General features: G+C 62.1%; 21 protein-coding genes. 9 read left to right on the top strand and 12 right to left on the bottom strand.

Annotated elements, in window-relative coordinates; all coding sequences use genetic code 11:
* Nucleotides 1-10 precede the first annotated feature (10 nt).
* From recQ to HDE72_RS23790, 3 genes are all read right to left on the bottom strand, one after another.
* Nucleotides 11-1,834: a DNA helicase RecQ gene (gene recQ / locus HDE72_RS23800; RefSeq protein WP_183746908.1), complete on the bottom strand. Its 1,824-nt coding sequence runs from the start codon at nucleotides 1,832-1,834 to the stop codon at nucleotides 11-13.
* A gap of 229 nt (nucleotides 1,835-2,063) precedes the next feature.
* Nucleotides 2,064-3,212 (bottom strand): MFS transporter, encoded by a 1,149-nt coding sequence (locus HDE72_RS23795; RefSeq protein ID WP_183746905.1) that lies wholly within the window; start codon nucleotides 3,210-3,212, stop codon nucleotides 2,064-2,066.
* A gap of 40 nt (nucleotides 3,213-3,252) precedes the next feature.
* Nucleotides 3,253-4,023, bottom strand: a complete 771-nt coding sequence (locus HDE72_RS23790; protein WP_183746903.1) for a DeoR/GlpR family DNA-binding transcription regulator — start codon at nucleotides 4,021-4,023, stop codon at nucleotides 3,253-3,255.
* A gap of 147 nt (nucleotides 4,024-4,170) precedes the next feature.
* Here HDE72_RS23790 and HDE72_RS23785 point away from each other — a divergent pair, with 147 nt between their 5' ends.
* Entirely contained in the window at nucleotides 4,171-4,407 is a 237-nt protein-coding gene (locus tag HDE72_RS23785) for a hypothetical protein (RefSeq protein ID WP_183746900.1), read from the top strand.
* A gap of 94 nt (nucleotides 4,408-4,501) precedes the next feature.
* Here the strand turns inward: HDE72_RS23785 and HDE72_RS23780 are convergent, their stop codons facing one another.
* The 5 genes from HDE72_RS23780 to HDE72_RS23760 form a co-directional block, all read right to left on the bottom strand.
* Nucleotides 4,502-4,777, bottom strand: coding sequence for a YkgJ family cysteine cluster protein (locus HDE72_RS23780; RefSeq protein WP_221291382.1), 276 nt, complete (start codon nucleotides 4,775-4,777; stop codon nucleotides 4,502-4,504).
* A 162-nt stretch (nucleotides 4,778-4,939) separates the two neighbouring features.
* Nucleotides 4,940-5,809, bottom strand: coding sequence for a head GIN domain-containing protein (locus tag HDE72_RS23775; RefSeq protein ID WP_183746896.1), 870 nt, complete (start codon nucleotides 5,807-5,809; stop codon nucleotides 4,940-4,942).
* Between the two features lie 192 nt (nucleotides 5,810-6,001).
* On the bottom strand, nucleotides 6,002-7,507 hold the full coding sequence (locus HDE72_RS23770) for a DASS family sodium-coupled anion symporter (protein WP_183746939.1): 1,506 nt from the start codon (nucleotides 7,505-7,507) through the stop codon (nucleotides 6,002-6,004).
* Between the two features lie 173 nt (nucleotides 7,508-7,680).
* A complete protein-coding gene (locus HDE72_RS23765; RefSeq protein ID WP_183746891.1) occupies nucleotides 7,681-8,916 on the bottom strand; it encodes a sensor histidine kinase in 1,236 nt (411 codons plus the stop codon).
* Nucleotides 8,906-10,264 carry a sigma-54-dependent transcriptional regulator gene (locus tag HDE72_RS23760; protein ID WP_183746936.1) on the bottom strand — a complete coding sequence of 453 codons (1,359 nt, stop codon included), beginning with the start codon at nucleotides 10,262-10,264 and terminating at the stop codon, nucleotides 8,906-8,908. Before HDE72_RS23760 ends, HDE72_RS23765 begins: the two co-directional genes overlap by 11 nt.
* Nucleotides 10,265-10,561: 297 nt before the next feature.
* On the opposite strand from HDE72_RS23760, the gene HDE72_RS23755 reads away from it, so the two are divergent.
* From HDE72_RS23755 to HDE72_RS23725, 7 genes are all read left to right on the top strand, one after another.
* Nucleotides 10,562-11,833, top strand: a complete 1,272-nt coding sequence (locus HDE72_RS23755; protein WP_260176886.1) for an efflux RND transporter periplasmic adaptor subunit — start codon at nucleotides 10,562-10,564, stop codon at nucleotides 11,831-11,833.
* Nucleotides 11,834-11,864: 31 nt separating this feature from the next.
* Nucleotides 11,865-12,545, top strand: coding sequence for an ABC transporter ATP-binding protein (locus HDE72_RS23750; protein ID WP_183746888.1), 681 nt, complete (start codon nucleotides 11,865-11,867; stop codon nucleotides 12,543-12,545).
* Nucleotides 12,542-14,932, top strand: a complete 2,391-nt coding sequence (locus HDE72_RS23745) for an FtsX-like permease family protein (protein WP_183746885.1) — start codon at nucleotides 12,542-12,544, stop codon at nucleotides 14,930-14,932. The genes HDE72_RS23750 and HDE72_RS23745 overlap by 4 nt, the downstream gene beginning before the upstream one ends.
* 197 nt (nucleotides 14,933-15,129) lie before the next feature.
* Nucleotides 15,130-15,780 (top strand): TetR/AcrR family transcriptional regulator, encoded by a 651-nt coding sequence (locus HDE72_RS23740; protein ID WP_183746882.1) that lies wholly within the window; start codon nucleotides 15,130-15,132, stop codon nucleotides 15,778-15,780.
* 169 nt (nucleotides 15,781-15,949) lie between these two features.
* Nucleotides 15,950-16,600 (top strand): protein-L-isoaspartate O-methyltransferase family protein, encoded by a 651-nt coding sequence (locus tag HDE72_RS23735; RefSeq protein WP_183746879.1) that lies wholly within the window; start codon nucleotides 15,950-15,952, stop codon nucleotides 16,598-16,600.
* Between the two features lie 7 nt (nucleotides 16,601-16,607).
* Nucleotides 16,608-16,931 (top strand): rhodanese-like domain-containing protein, encoded by a 324-nt coding sequence (locus tag HDE72_RS23730; RefSeq protein WP_183746876.1) that lies wholly within the window; start codon nucleotides 16,608-16,610, stop codon nucleotides 16,929-16,931.
* 149 nt (nucleotides 16,932-17,080) lie between these two features.
* Entirely contained in the window at nucleotides 17,081-18,391 is a 1,311-nt protein-coding gene (locus tag HDE72_RS23725; RefSeq protein ID WP_183746873.1) for a TolC family outer membrane protein, read from the top strand.
* A gap of 75 nt (nucleotides 18,392-18,466) precedes the next feature.
* Here HDE72_RS23725 and gloA read toward each other — a convergent pair whose 3' ends face one another.
* The 4 genes from gloA to HDE72_RS23705 form a co-directional block, all read right to left on the bottom strand.
* Nucleotides 18,467-18,874 carry a lactoylglutathione lyase gene (gene gloA / locus HDE72_RS23720; protein ID WP_183746871.1) on the bottom strand — a complete coding sequence of 136 codons (408 nt, stop codon included), beginning with the start codon at nucleotides 18,872-18,874 and terminating at the stop codon, nucleotides 18,467-18,469.
* Nucleotides 18,875-18,951: 77 nt separating this feature from the next.
* Nucleotides 18,952-19,374, bottom strand: coding sequence for an OsmC family protein (locus tag HDE72_RS23715; protein ID WP_183746868.1), 423 nt, complete (start codon nucleotides 19,372-19,374; stop codon nucleotides 18,952-18,954).
* Between the two features lie 77 nt (nucleotides 19,375-19,451).
* Nucleotides 19,452-20,756, bottom strand: coding sequence for a PQQ-dependent sugar dehydrogenase (locus HDE72_RS23710; RefSeq protein ID WP_183746863.1), 1,305 nt, complete (start codon nucleotides 20,754-20,756; stop codon nucleotides 19,452-19,454).
* A gap of 16 nt (nucleotides 20,757-20,772) precedes the next feature.
* Nucleotides 20,773-21,036 carry a hypothetical protein gene (locus HDE72_RS23705; RefSeq protein ID WP_183746860.1) on the bottom strand — a complete coding sequence of 88 codons (264 nt, stop codon included), beginning with the start codon at nucleotides 21,034-21,036 and terminating at the stop codon, nucleotides 20,773-20,775.
* 294 nt (nucleotides 21,037-21,330) lie between these two features.
* On the opposite strand from HDE72_RS23705, the gene HDE72_RS23700 reads away from it, so the two are divergent.
* On the top strand, nucleotides 21,331-22,293 hold the full coding sequence (locus HDE72_RS23700; RefSeq protein WP_183746857.1) for an NAD kinase: 963 nt from the start codon (nucleotides 21,331-21,333) through the stop codon (nucleotides 22,291-22,293).
* Nucleotides 22,294-22,386 lie beyond the last annotated feature (93 nt).

The following is a 22,386-nucleotide window of genomic DNA, read 5'->3' as shown; positions in this document are numbered from 1 at the left end:
GAAGCCTGGATCAGATCATTTCCAGGATCATGGCGACGATTTCGTCACCATACGAAGCCAATTTTTTCTCGCCCACGCCGCTCACGCCGCGCATCTGTTCCAGCGAAGTGGGCTTGGCCTTGGCGATTTCGCGCAGCGTGGCGTCGACAAAGATCACATAGGCCGGCACATTGTGGGTGCGCGCCGTCTCCACGCGCCACCAGCGCAGCTTGTCGAAGATCGCCTGTTCGCTGGCCGACAAATCGGTTTCCACATAGCCCTTGGCTACGCTGGTGCTGCGTTTGCTGGTTTTCACCGGTTTCTGGTACTGGCGCAGCTGTACCTTCTGGCCACCCTTGAGCACGGGGCGCGAAGCGTCTGTCAGTTTCAGCGAACTGTATTGTTCATGGTCGACCGAGACCAGGCCCAGTGCGATGGCCTGGCGCAAAATCGACTTCCATTCCGCCTCGCCCAGGTCAGAGCCGATACCGAAGACTGACAATGCATCGTGGTGCCAGGTCTTGATGCGCTCGGACTCCATGCCGCGCAGCACGTCGATCACGTGGCCGCCGGCGAAGCGCTGGTCGACCCGGTAAATCGCCGACAGCAGTTTTTGCACCGGCACCGTGCCATCGAAAGACACGGGTGGCACCAGACAGGTATCGCAATTGCCGCAGGGCGTGGCCGGCTCGCCGAAATATTCGAGCAAGCGCATGCGGCGGCAGCTGAGGGTTTCGCACAGGCCCAGCATGGCGTCGAGTTTCACGCCCAGCACGCGTTTGAAGGTTTCGTCGGCTTCCGATTCATCGATCATGCGCCGCTGCAGCACCACGTCTTGCAAGCCGTACGCCATCCAGGCATTGGCGGCCATGCCGTCGCGGCCTGCGCGCCCCGTTTCCTGGTAATAGCCCTCGATGCTTTTAGGCAGATCCAGATGCGCCACGAAGCGCACGTCGGGTTTGTCGATGCCCATGCCGAAAGCGATGGTGGCGACCATGACGATGTTTTCTTCGCGCAGGAAGCGCGCCTGGTTGGCGCTGCGCTTGGCGTACTCCATGCCGGCGTGATAGGGCAGGGCGCGGATGCCGTTTTCGTTCAAAAACTCGGCTGTCTCTTCCACCTTTTTGCGCGACAAACAATACACGATGCCGCAGTCGCCCGCATGTTCGGTGGTGATGAAGTCGAGCAGCTGCTTGCGGCCATTGGCCTTTTCCACGATCTGATAGCGGATATTCGGTCGGTCGAACGAGGAGACGAACTGGCGCGCGTCGTCCAGCTGCAGTCGCATGGCGATTTCGGCGCGCGTTTGCGGATCGGCGGTGGCCGTCAGGGCGATGCGCGGCACGTCCGGGAACTGCTCGTGCAGTACCGACAGCTTGATGTATTCCGGGCGGAAGTCGTGGCCCCACTGGGCTACGCAATGCGCTTCGTCGATGGCGAACAGGGAGATCTTCGAAGCCTGGAACAGGTCCAGGCAGCGCTGCGTCATCAGCCGCTCGGGCGCCACATACACCACGTCGATCTGGCCGGTGCGCACCAGGCGCTCGATGCGGCTGGCTTCTTCATAGGTTTGCGTGGAATTCAGAAAGGCGGCGCGCACGCCGACTTCTTCCAAGGCGTCGACCTGGTCCTGCATCAGCGCGATCAGCGGCGAGACGACCACGCCGACGCCATCGCGCAGCAGCGCGGGTATCTGGTAGCACAGCGACTTGCCGCCGCCGGTGGGCATCAGCACCAGCGCGTCGCCGCCATGGCTGACATGGTCGACAATGTCGGCCTGCTGGCCACGGAAAGCAGGGTAGCCAAAAACGGTTTGCAGCACATGCAGCGCGCGCTCGTTAAGATCTTGATTCATAGTGCCTTATTCTGCCCGCAAAAACGGGCCGATATGGCCACGGCATATTGATCAAGGCCATGGCGATATCTGAACTATCCGAACTGAATGGGTATACATGACAGGAGGGGTCACCGCGCAACGTTTGCAGCTTGCGCGGGGTCGAAGCTTACCACGAGAGAGCCTCGCGGTCGTGCTTCAGGCGCTGGCTGGCGCGGTTTTTTGCCGTCGCCGCCAGTCAGGGGAGGGCTCAGGCAGCCTGTTTGGACGCTGTCACCAGGCGTGCGCTGGCGGCAACCAGCAGCAGGGCGGCGCCCAGGATGGCAAACGAGATGTTCAGGCTTGTCGCATGGGCCACGAAACCGATCAAGGCCGGACCGGCCAGGATGCCCGCATAACCGATGGTGGTGATGGCGGCCACGGCCAGGCTGGGCGGCATGGCTTTCTGGCTGCCGGCGGCGGTAAACAAGATGGGCACGATATTGGCGGCGCCCAGGCCGATCAGCACGAAACCGACCAGCGCCAGGTTGGCAGCTGGCGCGATCACCGCCAGGAAGAAACCGCTGGCTGCGCACAGGCCGCCGAGTGTGAGTACCCGCTTTCCGCCAAAGCGGCGAACTACCTTGTCACCGGTAAAGCGGCCCAGGGTCATGGCGATGGCGAAGGCGGCATAGCCCAGGCCGCCTTGTGCTTCGGCCATGCCGCGCGTGGTGGTCAGGAACAGGGCGCTCCAGTCGAGGATGGCGCCTTCGGCCAGGAAGACGATAAAGCACATCAGGCCGATCAGGATGACGGCGCCGTGCGGCATGACGAATAGCGGCGTCTTTTCACCCGGGGTCGATACGGTGGGCAGCAGATGCGCTTGCGCCGCCGCCAGGATGGCGCACAGCAGCACCATCATTACCACGCAGGACCAGGCAGGAGTCAGGCTCAGCCATAACAGCAGGGCCATGAAGCCGGCGCCGGCAAAACCGCCCACGCTGAACAAGGCATGGAAGCCCGACATCATCGAACCGCCATTGGCTTTCTCGATAAACACGGCCTGGATATTCATGGCGACGTCAAACGTGCCCATGGCAGCGCCGAACAGCAGCAGCACCAGGCCCAGCTCGATTGGGGTATTGGCCAATGCCAGGCCCGGCAGGATAGCGATGAACAGCACGCCCGCAGCAAGAATGACTTTACGGCAGCCAAAACGGGCCGCCAGCACGCCGGTAAACGGCATGGCGCACAGCGAGCCGCCGCCCAGGCACAGCAGTAAAAAGCCCAGGGTGGCTTCATCGAGGCCCAGGCGCGACTTGGCATAAGGTACGAGTGGCGCCCAGGCGGCCATGCCGAAACCGGCCGCAAAGAAGACCAGGCGCGTGGCGCGTTGTTGCAAGGTACCGGTAAGTTGCATGACTAGCTTTTCAGTGAGAGGGTTGGAAATTATCTGCAGTTTATTTGCGTGCGCGCAGGACGTGCACGCCCAGCCGTTCAAACGCGTCTGCGTGTACTGCATCGGCGTCCGCTTCCAGTACCAGATGCTGCAGCAGGCCGGTGGCCAGCACGCCAAACGGCGCCGCCGTACCCAGCTTGTCGCTGGTGGCGGCCACCACCACGGCCTTGCTGGCGCCGGCGACGCTGCGCTTGAACTCGGCTTCGTCATAGTTGAACGCCGTTACGCCCGCATCCACATCGGCGCCGCAAGCACCGAGGAAACACAGGTCGGGACGCATGCGCTCGACCGTGCGCAGCGCTTGCGGGCCCAGGCTGGCGCCGGCGCGGCGGTCGACTCTGCCGCCGGCAATGATCAGTTCGATTTCAGCGCGCTCCATCAGGGCCATGGCGATCGATGGTGCGTTGGTGATGATGGTGAGCGCTAACTGTGGCAGCGCGTTGGCAATCGCCAGATTGGTCGAACCGGCGTCGATAAACAGCACTTGCCCCTCGCGCACCAGCGAAACGGCCGCCTGCGCCAGGCTGGCCTTGCGTTCGGGCGATTCATGCTTGCGCTGACTCAAGGTGCCGCCATCGGGCGCCATCGGCAGGGCGCCGCCATACACGCGCTGGCACAGCCCGGCAGCAGCCATCTCGCGCAAGTCGCGCCGTATCGTGTCTTCCGACACATCGAGCTGGCGTGCCAGATCGAGCGCCAGTACACGGCCATCGGCTTGCAGCTGTTGCTGGATCAGGGTATGGCGTTGTTTGAGGAGCAGGGTAGAAGTCATTGTTTTACATAAACGTGCACGAATGGATGCAAATATACGCAAACGTGCAAATTGAGTCAAGCACGTTGATGTTTCCTGCAAGTCTAGCCACACTGATATAAATTGCTGCTAGAGTTGTGAGATTGAAATGACTGTCAAGAGAGCATCATGTTTTTGAATATCGCTACCGCAAAAACCTTGTTGTTTCGCGCCGTGCGCCGAGGCGGGTGGGGTGTGCCCGGCTTGCTGGTGGTACTCAATACCATGCACTGGCAGCGCAATGGCACGCTTGGTCTGGGCGACGTGCGGGACTCTCTGATCGCACTGGCGGCTTATACAGCGGTGGGGCTGTTGCTGGAATACCTGCGCATGCGCAAGGAAGTTTCCCCTGAAAAGTGGGACTGATCAGGCGTCGTAAAGCACCAGCATCCCACCAGCAGCACCAGCCCGGCAGAGCTTGAAACCGTGCTCGAGCGTATGCTGCGCATTGTTTGACGCGTCAGACTGGCGCCGTCAGCCGCTCCAGCTCCCCCAGCCAGTGCACGGCATATTCCCGGCTGTCGCCACACATTTCCTCGGACGGTTGCAGTCCGCCGCAAAATGCCGGCCGCGCCGGCTGGCCGAAGATCAGGCAGCGGTTGTCATCGGCCAGTTGCACGCAGCGTACGCCGGCCGGCTTTCCATTCGGCATGCCGGGGATAGCGCTGGTAATGGAGGGCGCGGTGCAGCAGGCGCCGCAGGAAGGGCGGCATGCCAGGGGGGCGGATGACGGCATCGGGGTTCATCAGGGAAGCAGGTATAGGGCCGACAGTATAGCAAGCCGCGCCAGCCTGCCGTCAGCGCGGCACTTCCTTCCCTGTGCGCGCGGTTCGTGAGCAGCATGCACAGCCGTACGGTGCCCCTTTGCCAGAACAGCGCCAGGGCCAGCCGGCCAGGCTTAGCGCACGATGCTGACGCGCTTACCCGACAGATTACTCTTGGCCGGGTCGCCATGCACGCTGATGCGGCCCGAGCCGGCGGCGCGTGCGTTGACTTCTTTTACGGTGGTGGCGTCGATGTTGCCGGAGCCATTGCTGGCCAGGTAGGCGATGTCGCTATTCAAAGTTGCCAGATTGAGATTGCCCGATCCGTTGAGGTTGGCGTCCAGGCGCTGCACGGCGCCGCTGGCGCTGATGCTGCCCGAACCGTTCACCGCCACATTGACGCGTTCGCCATGCACATTGCCCAGATTGATGCGGCCGGAACCATTGACGACGGCGTCGCTATTGCCGCTGCTCAGTGCCGTCGCGTTGACGCTGCCCGAGCCGTGGTTGGCGATATCGAGGCGCGCGACGTTGCCTGACAATTCGCTTTTCAGGGAACCGCGTTGCACCAGGCTCAGGTCCTGGCCATTCAAGCCGGTGGCGACCAGGCGGCCGGGGCCGGAAACATTGATTTTATTCAGTTGCGGTGTCGTGTAGATGATGTTGATGCCATTGCCGCTGCGCAGATGCTTGTCGCTCCAGATACGCAGGGTATTGCCGTTGACTTCACTGCGTATCAGCGGCAGCAGATTGCTGTCCGCCTCGATCACCAGCGATGGCGCCGGGCCGACGCGCACATCGATGTTGAGGTCGGTGCGTGTCAGCATATCGATGTCGAGCCCGTTCACACTGCTGACGGCACGCTCATCGCGTATCACTTGCAAGTTGCCTGCCGTGCTGCTGCCCGCATCGCTCGTATAGCGGATCTCGCCATCGTTGGGGGTGATGATGATGCAGCCGCTCAGGGCGACGGCGGCGCAGCACAGGGCCAGCAAAGTACGCATGGTGATTCCTTTATTTATGATTGTTATCGCTATTCAAAGACAAAAAAGCCGGCTGCCGCGCTGCGGCTGCCGTGCTGTCGATAGCAATGTAACAAAGCTGCTATGCCTGCCGAGTAGAAATGCGATGAACGGCGAAAAACGGGGGCTGAATTGCATATCCCGCCACTTTTCGCGATGCCGTGAGCTACCGGCTTACCAGTAGCCCAGCAGCTTCCACCAAGTCGTGCCGATCACGGCAAAGATCAGCAGCTCGACCAGGCACATCACGAAGCCCACGCGCCACCAGGCGCCCATGGTCACGAAACCGCTGCCAAAGATGATGGGCGAGGTGCCGGTGGCGTAATGCGTCAGGGTCATCATGATGGCCGAGCCGGCCGTCATCATCAGCATGAAGGGCACCATGTATTCGGGCGGTATCAACTGCGCACCGACCGTCAGGAAGGCCAGCAGCATGGCGCTGATATGGGCGGTGGTGCTGGCAAAGAAGTAGTGCGAAAACACGAACACCAGCACCAGCACGGAGGCAATCGGCAGCCAGTCCATGCCGCTCGACACGATGGCGCCCTTCATGCCGGCCGAGAACCAGGCGATCACGCCCGTCTTGTTCAGCTGCTCGGCCATCATCACCAGCGCGCCAAACCATACCAGGGTGTCCCAGGCGCTTTTCTCCGACAGCACGTCGTCCCAGTCGATGGTGCCGGTAATGATCAGCACGAACAAGCCGACGAAAGCGACTACCGTGGGGTCGAGCGAGAACGCCGGGCCGAACAGCATGGCCGGTATGTTGGCCCACAGCACCAGCAGCAGGCCGAAGGTGCCCAGCATGACTTTTTCCGAGGGCGACAGCGGCCCCATGAGCGCCAGTTCCTTTTTCGCGTAATCGACGGCGTTCGGCGTGGCCTTCAGTTCCGGCGGCGATAGCCAATAGATGATCAAGGGCATCACCAGCAGGCATACCAGACCCGGCAGCAGCATGCACAGGGCCCAGGTAGTCCAGCTCAAGTGGAAACTCTGCTTGCTGACCTTGGCGACATAATCGACCACCAGCGGGTTGGGCGCGGTAGCCGTCAAAAACATGGCGGAGGTGATGGGATTGGCGTGGTAGTTGACCAGCGCCAGGTAAGTGCCGACCTTGCCTTGCGTGCCCTTGGCCGGGTCCGAATCGAAGGCATTGGCGATCGATTTCATGATCGGGTGCACGATGCCGCCGCCGCGCGCGGTGTTGCTGGGCGTAAACGGCGCCAGCACCAGTTCGCAGATGCTCAGGCCATATCCGATGCCGATGGTGCGCTTGCCCAGCAGCGAGATGAAGATCAGGCCGATGCGGCTGCCCAGCCCCGTTTTTTTCAGTCCGCGCGAAATCAGGATGGCCACTACGATCAGCCAGATCAGCGGATTGGAAAAACTGCTCAGGGCGTCCGCGATGGCGCCCTTCGAGGAAGTCGAGGTCACTTGCGACAGCGACACAATCACGATGGCCATCATCGCCATCACGCCGATCGGCATCACCTTCAGAATAATGGCCACGATGGTGGTAAGAAAAATCGCCACCAGCGACCAGGCCTTGGGCGTCAAGCCATCTGGCGTCGGCAGCAGCAGCAGCGTTATCAGCACCAGCGTGGAAATTATGGCCGGCACCAGCCGGAACGGCACGGCTTCCTTGAAATGCCGCAACATTTCGCTGATCGTCTTGTACATCATTCATCCTTTCAAATGGCAGCCACGATGGCTGCTGGTTCCCGCAAGCATTCTTTCGGGCAACATCATAAAGGATGATAATGCAAACTTGATAATTTCAGGGGCACGATAGGACAGGAGTTTACAAGGACTTTGCCCAGGTCAAATTTGGCGTCGATGATGTGCGCGGCTGCTTAAAAACTAAGCAGAAAGCATGCGCCGGCACCGACCGGACGTACATGGCGCAAGGTGCCGCCGTTGGCATGGGCCAGGTGGCGCACCAGCGCCAGGCCTATGCCGCGTCCCTGTTTCTTGGTCGAGAAGAATGGCGTAAAGATGTGTGCGGCCAGCGCCTCGGGCACGCCAGGCCCATTGTCGCGCACCTCGATGCGCAGGCGCGCGCCACGGCTCAAACGCGCGCGCACTGTCACGTGCGCTGCGGCCATGGTCTGCGTGGCCTCGGCGGCGTTCCTGAGCAGATTGATCAGCGCCTGCTCCAGTTGGCCTGCATCGATGCGCACTTCCAGCGATGCCGGTTCTACGCTCAATTGCAATGTACCGCCACGCGCCTGCCAGTCGGGCGCCAGCAGGGCTGAAAGGCGCTGGAACAGGTATTCGAGCCGAATCACTTCAGGGCGTGGTGCGGGCACGCTGGACAGGCTGCGGTAGCTGGCCACGAAGTCGGCCAGACTGGCGGCGCGGCGGGCGATGGCATCGAGCGCCGTTTCCAGGTCTGCATGGACGTCTTGTGGCAGCAGTGTTTGCACTTCCGCCAGCAGCTCGCAGGCAGTACGCGACAGCGACGCCACCGGTGTCAATGAATTCATGATTTCATGCGTCAGTACCTGTACCAGTTCGCGCCAGGCGTTGAGCGCTTCGGCTTCCAGTTCGCTCTCTACCGGCATCAGCGCGGCCAGGTGCTGCGGTGCGTCCTCGCCTTGCAAGGTCAATGCTGCCACAGCGACCAGTGCGCGCTCCACGCCCCGTTCGGTCTCAAAACTGAGCAGCCGGCGCTGGCCAGGGGCTTGCGCCGCCAGCACTTGCTGCCACTGCTGCGGCACGCTGGCATGTCCTGGCGCCAGATGGCGCCGGGCGCTCGCATTGAGTGGCGTTACACTGCGTCCGGTCGCGCCGTGCCGGATACGGAACAGGGCGATGGGTGCATGCTCCAGGCAGGCCTCCAACGCCCGCAGCGATGCTTGCGGCGGCGCGTACGGCGGCGCCACATAGGGTTCCTGGCGCGGCAGGCGTGGCGACAGCCGGCCCAGGCAGCGGCACAGCAGCCATGCGGGCGGCAGGGTAATCAGCAGGCACAGCACGCTCAGGCGCGGCGACGCCAGCGCGGCGAAATAGCCGGCGCCGCCAGTCATGGCCAGCATGGCGGCAATGCAGGCGCCAGCGACTGTCTTGAGCCGGCGTTCAGAGGCCATGCTTGTCCAGTTTGCGGTACAGCGCGGCGCGGCTGATGCCCAGCGCCTTGGCTGCATGGCTGATATTACCCTCCACCTGTGCCAGGGTACTGTGGATGGCTTCGCGTTCCAGTGTCTCGAGCGTCTGGACGGGGCCTGAACGTGAAGGAGACGAAGCGGCCTGGCCGGGGCCGTCGAACAGGCCGAAATCGCCGCGCACGTAATGCGCGTCCTGGCCCAGGATCACAGCCCGCTCGCAGGCATGGCGCAGCGCGCGCACATTACCCGGCCAGTCATGTCCTTGCAGACAGGCTAGCGCCCCGGCATCGGGAGCGCGCACGGGACGCTGGTACTGGCGCTCGTAATGGGCCAGGTAGTGCTGCAGCAGCATGGCGATATCGTCGCGGCGCGCACGCAGCGGCGGCACGCGCAGCACGATGGTATTGAGGCGGAACAGCAGGTCGGTGCGGAACATGGCCGGATCGAACAGCCGCTCTTCATCGACATTGGTGGCGCTGATGATGCGCACGTCGATCGCTTCCGGCCGGTCCGCACCCAAGGGTGTTACTTCGCGCCGCTCCAGCGCCGTCAGCAGCTTGGCCTGCGCCGCCAGCGGCAGGTTGCCGATTTCATCGAGAAACAGCGAACCGCCGCGCGCCGACTGGAAACGCCCCGCGCGGTCGCTTTTGGCATCGGTGAACGCGCCTTTGCGGTGGCCGAATAATTCGCTCTCGAACGTCGCTTCGGGCACGGCGCCCATGTCCACCGCCAGCAAGGGGCCGGCAGCCCGGTGCGATGCCTGGTGCAGGGCGCGCGCCACCAGTTCCTTGCCGACGCCATTTTCCCCCAGCACCATGACATTTGCCTCGGTCGGGCCGACGCTGGCAATCATCGCACGCAGCTCGCGCATCACCTGTGAGTCGCCCATCAGCTCAGGCGATGCCGCGCCGGTAATCGATGGATGGCCGGTATCGCTACGGCGAACCAGGGCTTGCTCCACCGCCGCTGCCAGGCGCGCGTTGTCCCACGGCTTGGTGATGAAATCGCCGGCGCCGCGCTTGAGCGCTTCGACGGCCAGCGGCACGTCGGCATACGCGGTCATGGCGATCACCGATGGTGGCCGGGGCAGGGCGCGCAGCAGGTCCAGCAACGCCAGGCCTTGCGCACCATCAGTCTGGCCCGGCTGGAAATTGAGGTCGAGCAGCACCACGTCCGGCGTCGCCCTTGCCAGCAGCGCGGGCAGTGCGGCCGGGTCGCTCAGGGTGTCGACACGGCCATCGCGATAGCGCCGCCGCAGCAGCAGTTGCGCGGCGCAGGCGACATCCATATCGTCGTCGAGGATCAGCACGTGAGCTGCAGCAGGGGCCATGGTGAACGTTGGAAGCGGAGGACGGTGGCGCATTCTAGCAGCCGTTGGCGCGCCGTGGCAGTGGCGCCCGGCAGCGTGCTGCCATGCGTTTTTCTGGCGCTGTGCGCTTGCGAACAGCAAGTGTCCGGAAGCGGACACCAGCGCCGTGACGTTGTCACCGGCAGCCTGCCGCAGGGCGCATGGCCCCGTGCCTTGCGTGGCTGGCATGGTGCTTGCTGATGCCAGTACAAGACCTGACTGAAAGATGTGAAAATAAATATGCCTGCTTCCGTATCTCCCTTGCCTGAGCCATCCCCCATGTCCCGCTTGCCGACGAGTGGCGCGGCGATGGATACGCACCTGCCGCGCAGCCGGCGCAAGGCCGTCATCGTCATCCTGGCCAGCTTGCTGCTGGCTGTGTTGGCCGCCATCGGGTGGTGGGCCATGCCGCATGGCTTGCCGGTGGCTGCCGCCGACCTGCGCATAGGCGTGGTGGAGCGCGGCATCTTCCTCGATGAAGTGGTGGTGCGCGCCAGTGCCGAGCCGCTTAATTCCGTGATCCTCGATTCGGTCGAATCGGGGCGCATCGAAGAGGTGTATGCCAGCGATGGCGCGCTGGTCAAGAAAGGCCAGCTGCTGTTCCGCATCTCCAACCCGCAGCGCAATCTGGAACTGCTGGCCCGCAAGGCCGAACATGCGCAGCAGATTTTCAACCTTTCCAATTTGCGCGTGGCGCAGCAGGCCAGCAGCAGCGAGCATCAGCGCCGCCTGGACGATTTGAGGTTCGCGCTGCAGCAGGGTGGCAAGCAGCACGCGCGCAATCTGCGGCTGTCGCAGCAGGGCTTCATTTCCGGCGTGGCGCTGGAAGAATCGGCCGACCGGCTGCACCAGCAGCAGCGCGCGCTGGCGCAGGAACAGCAGGCCGCGCAACTGGAGTCGCAGGTACGCCGCGATGCCGCTGCCCAGCTCGAAGCGTCGATCCAGGGACTCAGTTCAGGGCTGCTGCTGGTCGGCGCCACGGTCGATGCGCTGGCCGTGCGCGCGCCAAGCGATGGCCGCCTGACGGATTTCCGGCTGCAGGTAGGCGAGTCTATTTCTACCGGCAAGAATGTGGGCCGCATCGATGATCCGGCGCGCTACAAGCTGTCGGCCAAGGTGGACGAGTTTTACCTGAACCGCATGGCGGCAGGGCGGCAGGCCAGCATGCTCCAGGATGGCCGCAGCTACGCGCTGGCCGTGCAGACGATTTATCCGCAGATCAAGGAAGGCCGTTTCACGGTGGAGCTGGTGTTCAGCAAGGGCCAGCCGCCGGTGCTCAATCCAGGCCAAAGCCTGGATGCGCAGATTACCCTGGGTGAACCGGCGCCGGCGCTGCTGTTGCCGAATGGCGCCTTCATCAATGACAGCGGCGGCGCCTGGGTGTTTGTGCTCGACGAATCGGGTACGCAGGCGCAGCGGCGCGACGTGCGCATCGGCCGGCGCAACAACAGCCAGCTCGAGGTGCTCGATGGACTGCGGGCCGGCGAGCGCGTGATCCTGTCCGGCTACACGACGTATGGAAATTCCCCCCAATTGCACATTAAGCAGTAAATTCCCTTACTACCCAAGAAAGATCGCATCCATGCTCAAATTAGTCGGCATCAGCAAAGTTCACCAGTCAGGCGATATCCAGACCAAGGCCCTGGACCGCATCGACCTCGAGATCGAGGCCGGCGAATACGTGGCCATCACCGGGCCGTCCGGCTGTGGCAAGTCGACCCTGCTTGGTCTTCTGGGCCTGCTCGATGTGCCCAGCCATGGCGAGTACTGGTTTGAAGGGCGCGATGTGGCGCAGTGGAGCGAAAAAAAGCTCAATGCCTTGCGCCGTGGCCGCATCGGTTTCATCTTCCAGAGCTTTAACCTGATCGAGGAACTGACGGTGTTTGAAAACGTGGAGCTGGCGCTGGAGTACAACGGCACGCCGCTGCGTGAACGGCGCCAGCGCGTGGCCGCCATGCTCGACAAACTTGGCGTGGCGCACCGCGCCGGGCACCGGCCGTCGCAGCTGTCAGGCGGCCAGCAGCAGCGCGTGGCGATCGCGCGTGCGCTGGTGGCCGGGCCGGCCGTGTTGCTGGCCGATGAACCGACCGGCAATCTGGATACGGCGCACGGCAATGAAGTCATGCGCCTGCTGCGCGAGATCAATGCAGAGGGCACCACGGTGGTCATGGTGACCCACTCGGCCGACCATGCGGCGCAGGCGTCGCGCACCCTGCATTTACTGGACGGGCGCGTCATGGTTGACGCCCTGAAGGCAGCATGAGGGCGGCCGATTTTCGCATCGGTTGGCGCCTGCTGATACAGCAGGGCGGCGCCTCGGTGGCGGTCATCCTGGGCCTGGCGGTGGGCTTTGCCGCCTGTTTCCTGCTGCTCGGCTTTGTCGCTTACAGCCTGGACTATGATAGCCAGGTGCCGCAGCGCGAGCGGGTGCAGCTGGTCAAGCAGCGCATCAATCTGTTCATCCGCCCGGAGTGGCAAAACTTTGCCTACCTGTCGCTGCGCGAGGTGGCGCAGCGCAGCGGCGCGACCAGCATGGCGAGCATCGTCAAGGAACTGGACTTGCCCGTGCAGCGCGGCGAGCATCTGTATGCCATCAAGGTGCAGGCGGTCGATACCGACTTCGCCGGCTTGTTCGGCATCACGGCGCTGCAGGGCGATTTGCGCGCAGCCCTGGCCCAGCCCGATGCGGTGGCGCTGACGCAGACGGCGGCGCGCAAGCTGTTTGCCGACGCGCCGGCGCTGGGCCAACTGCTGCAGGTCGGCGGCGTCACGCTGAAAGTGCGGGCCATCCTGCCCGACCATCAGCGCAATACCAGCGTGCCCTATGAACTGCTGGTGGGTACACTCAGCAGCGCCTGGCCGGCGGCGCAGCGCGATGCCGAGTTTGCCGGAACCGGGCGTGCCGCCATCTACCTGCAGATGCGTGCGGGCGCGTCGCCCGATGCGCTGGCCGCAGTATTGCAGCAGGCCGTCAACGATACACCGCAAGATCGCCATGTGCGCGGCGCCGCGATGGGCCGCGCGCTGAAGGGGCGTAATGTGACCGATATTGCACTGCTGCCCTTGGCGCAGGCTTATTTCGATACAGACCTGTACAACAGCCGCGCTGCAGCCAGGCATGGCCAGCGCAGCAGCGTGTTTGGCCTGGCCGTGCTGGCGTTATTGATACTGCTGCTGGCCGTGATCAACTACGTCAACCTGGCGACCGTGCGCACCTTGCGCCGCCAGCGCGAGATCGGCGTGCGCAAGCTGCTCGGTGCGAGTGCTGCGCAGCTGGTGCGTCAATTTCTGGCCGAGTCGGTATTGACCGCGCTGCTGGCCGCCGCCGCCGGACTCTTGCTGGCCTGGCTGGTGCTGCCCCTGTTTGCCGAACTGGTACAGCGGCCGCTGGAAGATATCTTCACGCCCTTGCGCTGCGCCGGCGCCCTGTTGTTTGGCGTGTTGACGGGATTGTGCGCCGGCGCTTATCCGGCCTGGTGCGCGCTGCACGTGCGCCCTGGACCCGCGCTGGCGGGCCGTGGCAATAGCGAAACGGCGGCAGGCTTGTGGCTGCGCCGTGTGCTGACGGTGCTGCAGTTCGGTGTTGCGATGGCGCTGTGTGCGGCGACCCTGGCGGTGGGCTGGCAATCCTGGTACGGCAGTCACGCGTCGCCTGGCTTTGATCCGCGAGGCTTGCTGGTGCTCGATCTGCCGCCAGATGCTGACAATAGCCGGCAGGCGCGCGCCTTTGAAGAGGCGCTGGCGCGCCTGCCCGGCATCGATGGCGTGGCCGGCATCGCCGAGGCGGTGGGGCGCGATGGCAGCAAGGTCGTCGGCAGCGTGCTGACGCGCGATGGGCGCGATCTGCGCCTGGAACTCAAATCCATGACGCCGGGCTGGTTCGCGCTGCACCGCATACAGCCGCAGTTCGGCCGCCTGTTCGATGCTGCGCTGGACACCATCGACAGCCAGGTGGTGGTGCTCAACGCGGCGGCGGCGCTGGCGCTGGGCTACCCCACGCCGCAGGCCGCCGTCGGACAGGTGATGCCGGCAGGGCAACTGATCATCGGCATCGCGCCACCACTGCGTTTCCAGGATATGCGCCAGGCAGCGCAGCCGATGCTGTTTAATTTGCGCCACGGCGGCACCTTGTCCTTGCGCAGCGATGACGACGTGGCGCTAGCCTATGCGCGCATCGAGCCGCTGTGGCGGCGCTATTTTCCCGAGCGGATGCTGGAACTGCGCACGGCGCAAAGCTTCTTGACGGCGATGTATGCCGAAGACCTGCGCCTGGCGCGCATGCTGGGCCTGGCCAGCCTGATCGCCATGCTGCTCGCCGCCTTCGGCATCTACGTGCTGGCGGCGTATAGCGTGCAGCGCCGCACCCGCGAAATTGTCATGCGCAAGCTGCATGGCGCCGGCCGCACTGCCATTGCCCGCCTGGTGGGGCGCGAATTCCTGCTGCTGCTGGCTGCTGGCGCCTTGCTGGGCCTGCCGCTCGCGGCGCTGGGCATTCACCGCTACCTGGCCGGATTTATCGAACGCGCGCCGATTGGTGGCTGGACCCTGGCAGCGGCACTGTTGCTGGCCATGCTGGTGGCGCTGCTGGCCACCTTGCGCCATACCTGGTCGGCGATGCGCATGTCACCGGCGCTGGCCTTGCGCGATTAAGAGATCTATCTGGCGGTTCGTTGGACGGGGATTTGTCGCAGGAACGCTACAATGTCGCCCTTCTGGCGGACTGGCAGTGCTTGATTATTATTCTTGTCATTCAAGCTACTGGCGGCCAGCGCTTGACCTGCCTGGTATACAGGGCTAATATTAATGACTCGAAAGTAAGTTAAAACGTAAGTTAGCCGGAACTAGACATGCAAGCCCAGATTGATACCAAGCCCCGCTGGGAGCGGCGCAAGGATGCCCGCCCACAGGAACTGCTCGCCGCCGCCCTCGACCTGTTCGTCGAACGGGGCTTTGCGTCGACGCGGCTGGAGGATGTGGCCAAGCGGGCGGGGGTCTCGAAGGGCACCTTGTATCTGTATTTCGAGAACAAGCAGGAATTGTTCAAGGCCGTGGTGCGCGACAATATCGTGCATGCCATCGTCGAGGTGGAAGATAGCCTGGCCACCTCCGAGAGCAGCAGTGCGGACTTGTTGCGCAGTATTTTGATGCAGTGGTGGGAACAGTTCGGCGCCACGCGCCTGGCCGGCCTGACCAAGCTGATGATGGCCGAGGCGAACAATTTCCCGGAGCTGGCGCAGTTTTACAACGAAGAAGTGGTGACGCGCGGCAATGGCTTGCTGACCAGCGTGATCGCACGCGGCATGGCGCGCGGCGAATTCCGCCAGGTCGACCCTGTGATCGTCAGCGCCATCGTCAGCGCGCCGGTAACCATGCTTATGATGTGGACGCATTCCTTCCTGCCGTGCGACCCCAAGGAGATCAATCCTGCCGACTATATGAATGCTTTTATTGATATTAGTTTGCGCGGTTTGTATCTGACGCCGCCAGAGAAAAACTGAGGCTGGCACAGTAGCGCTACCGTTCAGTTGCCCATTTTCCAAGGTTCACCCCCTCAAATCTGCAGATCGTCGCAAATTCCCTCCATCCCCCATCTTTATCGTTACCATGTGCTTTCAGCCAGTTCAACGATAAAATGGCGGATTATTACTTCACTTACCGAGTCTAAAGATGAATATCGAACAAGCCCGCTTCAATATGATCGAACAGCAAATCCGTCCATGGGACGTACTGGACCTCGACGTACTGGAGCTGTTGAACGTAGTCAAGCGTGAAGATTTCGTGCCGGCGGCCTATAAGACCCTGGCCTTCATCGATACCGAAATCCCATTGAGCGGCGGCGAAAGCATGTTCACGCCGAAGCTGGAAGCCCGTATTTTGCAAGAAGTTGCCGTCAAGAAGCACGAGAATGTGCTGGAAATCGGTACCGGCAGCGGCTATATGGCTGCCTTGCTGGCGCACAAGGCGCGTCATGTAACGACCGTGGAAATCGTGCCGCAACTCAAAACGCTGGCCGAGCAAACCCTGGCCGCCAACGGCGTGACGAACGTGACGGTGGAACTGGGTGATGGCGCCCAAGGCTGGAGCAAGGACGCACCTTACGATGTAATCGTGGTGTCTGGCGCGCTGGCGGTGTTGCCTGAGGCAATCTTGCAACAGGTCAAAGTCGGTGGCCGCATCCTGGCCATCATCGGCGAAGCACCGATCATGTCGGCGCACCTGATCACCCGCAGCTCGGACAAGGCTTACGACACGCGCAAGGTATTTGAAACCAATGTTACACCGCTGCAGGCAGTGGCACCGTCGCACTTCCAGTTCTGAGACGGCGATGGAGCATTTGAGTGCAGCACAGCTGGCCGCCTGGCTGGCTGATCCATCCCGCCCGCGTCCTGTCCTGCTCGATGTGCGCGAACAATGGGAATTCGAGATTTGCCAGCTCGACGGCGCCACCTTGATGCCGATGCAATCGATTCCTGGCCGCATCGACGATCTCGATGAAGATGCCGAGATCGTTTGTATCTGCCATCACGGCGCGCGCAGCTTGAACGTCGCTGCCTTCCTGGAGCACCACGGTTTTGGCAAGATCAGTAATTTGACGGGCGGCATGCATGCCTGGGCTGTGCAAGTCGACAGCGCCATGTCCAAATACTAAGTACTCGTAGTAAAGATGTGATCCCAGGCGCGCACCGCGTGCATGCCTGAGGATGATTGCAGCCCGCTTTTATCTACAACCAGACGGGCGCAAGGCAGTACCAAATTTTTGATTTGATCAACTTTTGACGACTCCAACGGAGAAATGCAATGCGGAAACCCCTTATCGCCGTGCTGATGACCAGCGCTTTTTTCTCGAGCTATGCGCACGCGGCCGATCTCATCCAGGTATACCAACAGGCCTTGGCCAATGACGCGCAGTACGCCAGCGCGCGCGCTGCCCTGTCGGCAGGCATGGAAAGGGTTCCGCAAGGCTTGTCAGGTTTGCTGCCGCAAATTTCCGCTTCGGGCAGCAATACGCGCGGCAATATCGAGCAGATTGGTCCGAACCAGATCACCATGCCGACCGTGAATGTCCACACGAATACGTATAACCTGACCCTGGCGCAACCGCTGTTCCGCTGGGACCGCTGGGAAACTTATCAGCAAAGCAAGCTGGCGCAAGCGACAGCCGAAGCCCAGTTCGCACAAGTGCAGCAAGATTTGATCACCCGCGTGGCACAAGCGTATTTCGATGTGCTGAGCGCGCAAGACAATCTGGGCGCGACCCAGGCGCAAAAAGTCGCGACGACAGAGCAGCTGGCATCGGCCAAGCGCAATTTTGAAGTCGGCACGCAAACCATTACCGACACCCACGAGGCGCAGGCGGCGTACGACCTGGTGGTGGCGCAAGAGTTTGCCGCCATCAATGACCTGGCCAACAAACGCAGCGCCCTGCAAACCATCATCGGCGCCCAGGCGCCTGCGCTGGCGTCGATGCGCACGGGCGTGCTGTTGAGCGCACCGGAGCCGGCTGCCATCGAGCCATGGGTATCGTCGGCCGAAGAGCAAAACTATGGTGTCGTCACGGCCCAGTTCAACGTGGAATCGGCCAAGCGCGATATCGGCCGCAACCGTGCCGGTCACTATCCGACCCTGGACCTGATCGCCAACACAGGCCATACCTACACCACGGCGGGTGCGGGCGGTAGCAATAACAACGCCATCGGCGTGCAGTGGAGTATCCCGATCTTCAGCGGTTTTGCCGTCACCAGCAAGGTGCGTGAATCGATCGCGCTGGAAGACAAGGCCCGCAACGACCTGGAAACGGCACGCCGCACGGCTGCGCAAAATGCACGCCAGGCTTATTTGGGCGTCAACAGTGGCCTGGCGCAAGTGAAGGCGCTGGAAGCGGCGGAAGTGTCGAGCAAATCGGCGCTGGAATCGAACCAGCTGGGTTACCAGGTGGGCGTGCGTATCAATATCGACGTCTTGAATGCGCAGAAACAATTGTTCTCGACGCAAAAAGACCTGTCGAAAGCGCGCTACGACACCATCATGAATGGCTTGCGTTTGAAGTCGGCAGCCGGCACCTTGAAAGAAACGGACCTGATGCCGGTGAACGCGCTGCTCGACAGATAATTCAGTTTATTCGGCACGCATAAAAAAACCAGCACCGCTGACGGTGCTGGTTTTTTTTCGTGCGCAGTAATGAGATCAGAGTCCGGCGCCCTGGCCGTCGAACTTGCGTTCGATCAATTCGATCTTGTAGCCATCGGGGTCGGTAATGAAGGCGATCACGGTATTGCCGCCTTTTACGGGACCCGGCTCACGCGTGACGTTGCCGCCATTGGCGCGCGCCGCATCGCAGGCGGCAACGATGTCATCGGCCGAGATGGCGATATGGCCGTAGGCCGTGCCCAGGTCGTAGCTGCTGCTGCCATAGTTATAGGTTAATTCCAGTTCCGCATGGTCCGGGTTCGAGCCGTAGCCGACAAAAGCCAGCGTGTACTGGTATTCCGGGTTGTCGCTGGTGCGCAGCAAGGTCATGCCCAGCACCTTGGTGTAAAAATCGATGGAGCGTTGCAGGTCGCCGACCCGCAACATGGTGTGCAAAATACGCATCGTAAATCCTTGATGGTGATAGGGAAATGGCAGGATTTTATGCGTTTTACGGCAATTCTGCTGAGGCCGGCACTGAATTATTCCAGATGGGCGTCCAGGGTCACTTCCGTGGCCAGCAGTTTTGACACGGGGCAACCCAGCTTGGCACGCAGCGCCACGTCCTGGAAAACCGCATCGCTGGCGCCCGGTATGCTGGCAGTCAATCTCAGGTGCACCGCCGTGATCGCATAACTGCCATCGATTTTTTCCAGCGTCACCTCGGCCGTGGTTTTCAGGGCCGAGGCGCGCAAACCAGCTTCGTCCAGCTGGCCCGATAAAGCCATGGTGAAGCAGGCGGCGTGAGCAGCGCCTATCAGTTCTTCCGGGTTGCTGCCCGGCCCATCTTCAAAACGCGTGTTGAAGCCGTAAGCCACATTGTCGAGCGCGCCGCTTTGGGTGGAAATAAAACCCTTGCCGTCTTTAAGGCCGCCACTCCAGACGGCCGATCCTGTTTTTTTCATGATGTCCTCCTTGCGTGGTTCGAAGACCCATCATGCGCGCCATACCCTTGCGCTTCCGTTCGTTGCGTCACACTGTTTTACTTTACTGGCGCCACGCGCCAGATCACATTGCCCACATCGTCGGCCACCAGCAAGGCGCCCGCCTTGTCGACGGCCACGCCGACCGGCCTGCCTTGCGCATGGCCATCGGCGTCCAGAAAGCCGCTGACAAAGTCTTGCGGCGGGCCCGATGGCACGCCTTGGGCAAACGGCACGAAGATGACTTTATAGCCGCTGAAAGGCTTGCGGTTCCAGGAGCCGTGCTGGCCGATGAAGGCGCCGCCCTGATAGCGCGCAGGGAACAGCTTGCTGTCATAAAAAGCCAGGCCCAGCGAGGCAGTGTGCGCACCCAGCGCGTAATCGGGCGCGATCGCCTTGGCCACCAGGTCCGGCCGCGGCGGTTTCACGCGCGTATCGACATGCTGGCCGTAATAGCTGTAGGGCCAGCCATAGAAAGCACCATCTTTGACCGAGGTCATGTAGTCGGGTACCAGCTCATTGCCCAGTTCGTCGCGCTCGTTGACGGCCGTCCACAGCAGCTTGCTCGACGGCTGCCAATCCATGCCGTTAGCATTGCGCAGGCCGCTCGCATACAGGCGCGCCTTGCCCGTGGCACGCTCGAATTGCCAGATGGCAGCACGGCCTTTTTCAGCGGCGATACCGTTCTCGCCGACATTGCTGTTCGACCCCACCGAGACATACAGGAATTTTCCATCGGGACTGGCCACCACGTTCTTGGTCCAGTGATGGTTGATCGGGCCGCCGGGCAAGTCCATCACTTTCGTGCCCTGCGCCGTAATGCTGGTTTGCCCAGTCTGATAGGGGAAGCGGACCAAGGCATCGGCGTTGGCGATGTATAAATCGTTGCCCACCAGCGCCATGCCGAACGGCGACTGCAAGTTTTGCAGGAAGACCGTGCGCGATTGCGCCACGCCATTCGCATCGATGCCGCGCAGCAAGCTGATGCGATTGGCGCTGGTGGTGCCGGCGCCTGCCTTTTTCATTTGCATCTGCATGATGGCGCCCTTGATGCCCTTGCCATCCTCGGGCTTGGGTGGGGCATTGGTTTCCGCCACCAGCACGTCGCCGTTCGGCAAGACGTACAGCCAGCGTGGATGGTCGAGGCCGCTCGCATAAGCACTGATGGCAAAACCGGCTGCCACGGTGGGGCGCGTATTGCCTTGCCAGCGCTGCACGGGCGCCACATTCACGGTGGGGATCAATTGTTTCTCGGGCGATGGCAAGGCTGGGCTGGGGCCAAAGTCGGACGGCATGGTTTGGGCATGCGCCAGGCTGGCGCTGGCCAGCGCCGTCAATGTCAGAACGTAAGCAAGGTGTCGCATGGTCGCTCCCTGGTGTTCAGTCTGGTTTCGGATCGCTATCGGCTTCTGGTTTGGCTTGCCGTGGTGGCGCCGGCTTGACCTTTTCCACCCCGGGCTGGGCATGGCGGTCGGTATCGACCAGGCCCTGTTCCAGGTCGCTGGCTGCCTGCTTCATCACGCCGCGCTGCCTGGTGTGCTGCGCATCGGGCGATTCGTCGCGCTCATGCGGCAAGCGGCGCACGCCGTCATTCTTGATTTTTTCATCGGTATTGATCTTGCGGTCTGCATGTTCGGCAACCATATGGCCTCCTGTCGTGTGGGGAGCGCGCACGAAATACAGCGCGCCATTGCCAGCCAGTCTACAAGCGCAACGCAGCGGCGACGGCGCGTTGACGCACACATGGCCGCTTCTTTTGTGCTATTCCTGTCCCCTCATCCCGATTACACTGCATGCAAGACTTACCGAACGCCTCTTGCGGGCATGCCGCCATCGCACTATACTGTTCATATATACAGTATTTTGACAGCAGTTTTTGAATGCTGGCGGGTGCAAGCCTGGGGCGTATTGCCACCGAATTCATTTGCCGAGACTTTTATGCCCGTCGATAAACACGCTGACTTGCCCAAGGATCTGCCTGCCGCAGAGAGCAGTGCAGTCCCCAACTTTAATCTGGGCGCCAAGACCATTGCCCTGGTCGTGCGCCAGAATACCGACGGCATTGTCGAATCGGTGCGCAGCATCGTCGATTTTTTACAGGGGCTGGGCCACCGCGTCGTGTTTGAAGCGGAAACCGCCGCGCATCTGGTGTTCACGGGCGTGTGCTCCATGACGCCGGCCGAGATAGGCGCCGCCGCCGACTGCGCCATTGTCATGGGCGGCGATGGCACCATGCTGGGCATTGCGCGCCAGCTGGCGCCATTCGACGTACCCTTGATCGGCATCAATCAAGGCCGTCTGGGTTTCATGACCGATATTCCGCTCGACCGCATGTTGCCGGTGCTGGCAGAAATTCTCAGTGGCCGTTTCAAGGCCGAGCGCCGCACCTTGTTAGAGGGCAGCGTGCTGCGCGATGGACAAGCCATTCACGTGGGTCTGGCCGTCAATGATGTGGTCGTCTCGCGCGGCACTGGTGCCGGCATGGCCGAATTGCGCGTCGAGGTCGATGGGCACTTCATGTACAACCAGCGTTCGGACGGCTTGATCATCGCCACGCCGACCGGCTCGACCGCGTATTCGCTGTCGGCCGGCGGCCCCTTGCTGCACCCGACCCTGGGTGGCATCGTGCTGGTGCCGATTGCGCCGCATGCCTTGTCGAACCGGCCCATCGTGCTGCCCGATTCCAGCCAGATCGTGGTCGAGATCGTGCGTGGACGCGATATCAGCGTCAATTTCGACATGCAGACCTTCGCCAGCCTGAGCCAGCAAGACCGTATTTTGATACGCCGTTCGCCGCACACGATTACCTTCCTGCATCCCGAAGGGTGGAGTTATTACCACACCCTGCGTGAAAAACTGCACTGGAACGAGTACCCGTCGGGCGAGGGCAAGCTCAGTTAACGTTACCCACAAGGACGCCTGAAAAATCGTAGCGAGTGGAAGGAAGTTGTGGATGAGAAGCGCAACTGTACCAAGGTACAGTGAGCATCGCAG

It is taken from the genome of Janthinobacterium saanense, assembly GCF_014200675.1.
Taxonomy (GTDB): Bacteria; Pseudomonadota; Gammaproteobacteria; order Burkholderiales; family Burkholderiaceae_D; genus Janthinobacterium.
This window is presented reverse-complemented; position numbering and strand designations above follow the sequence as displayed.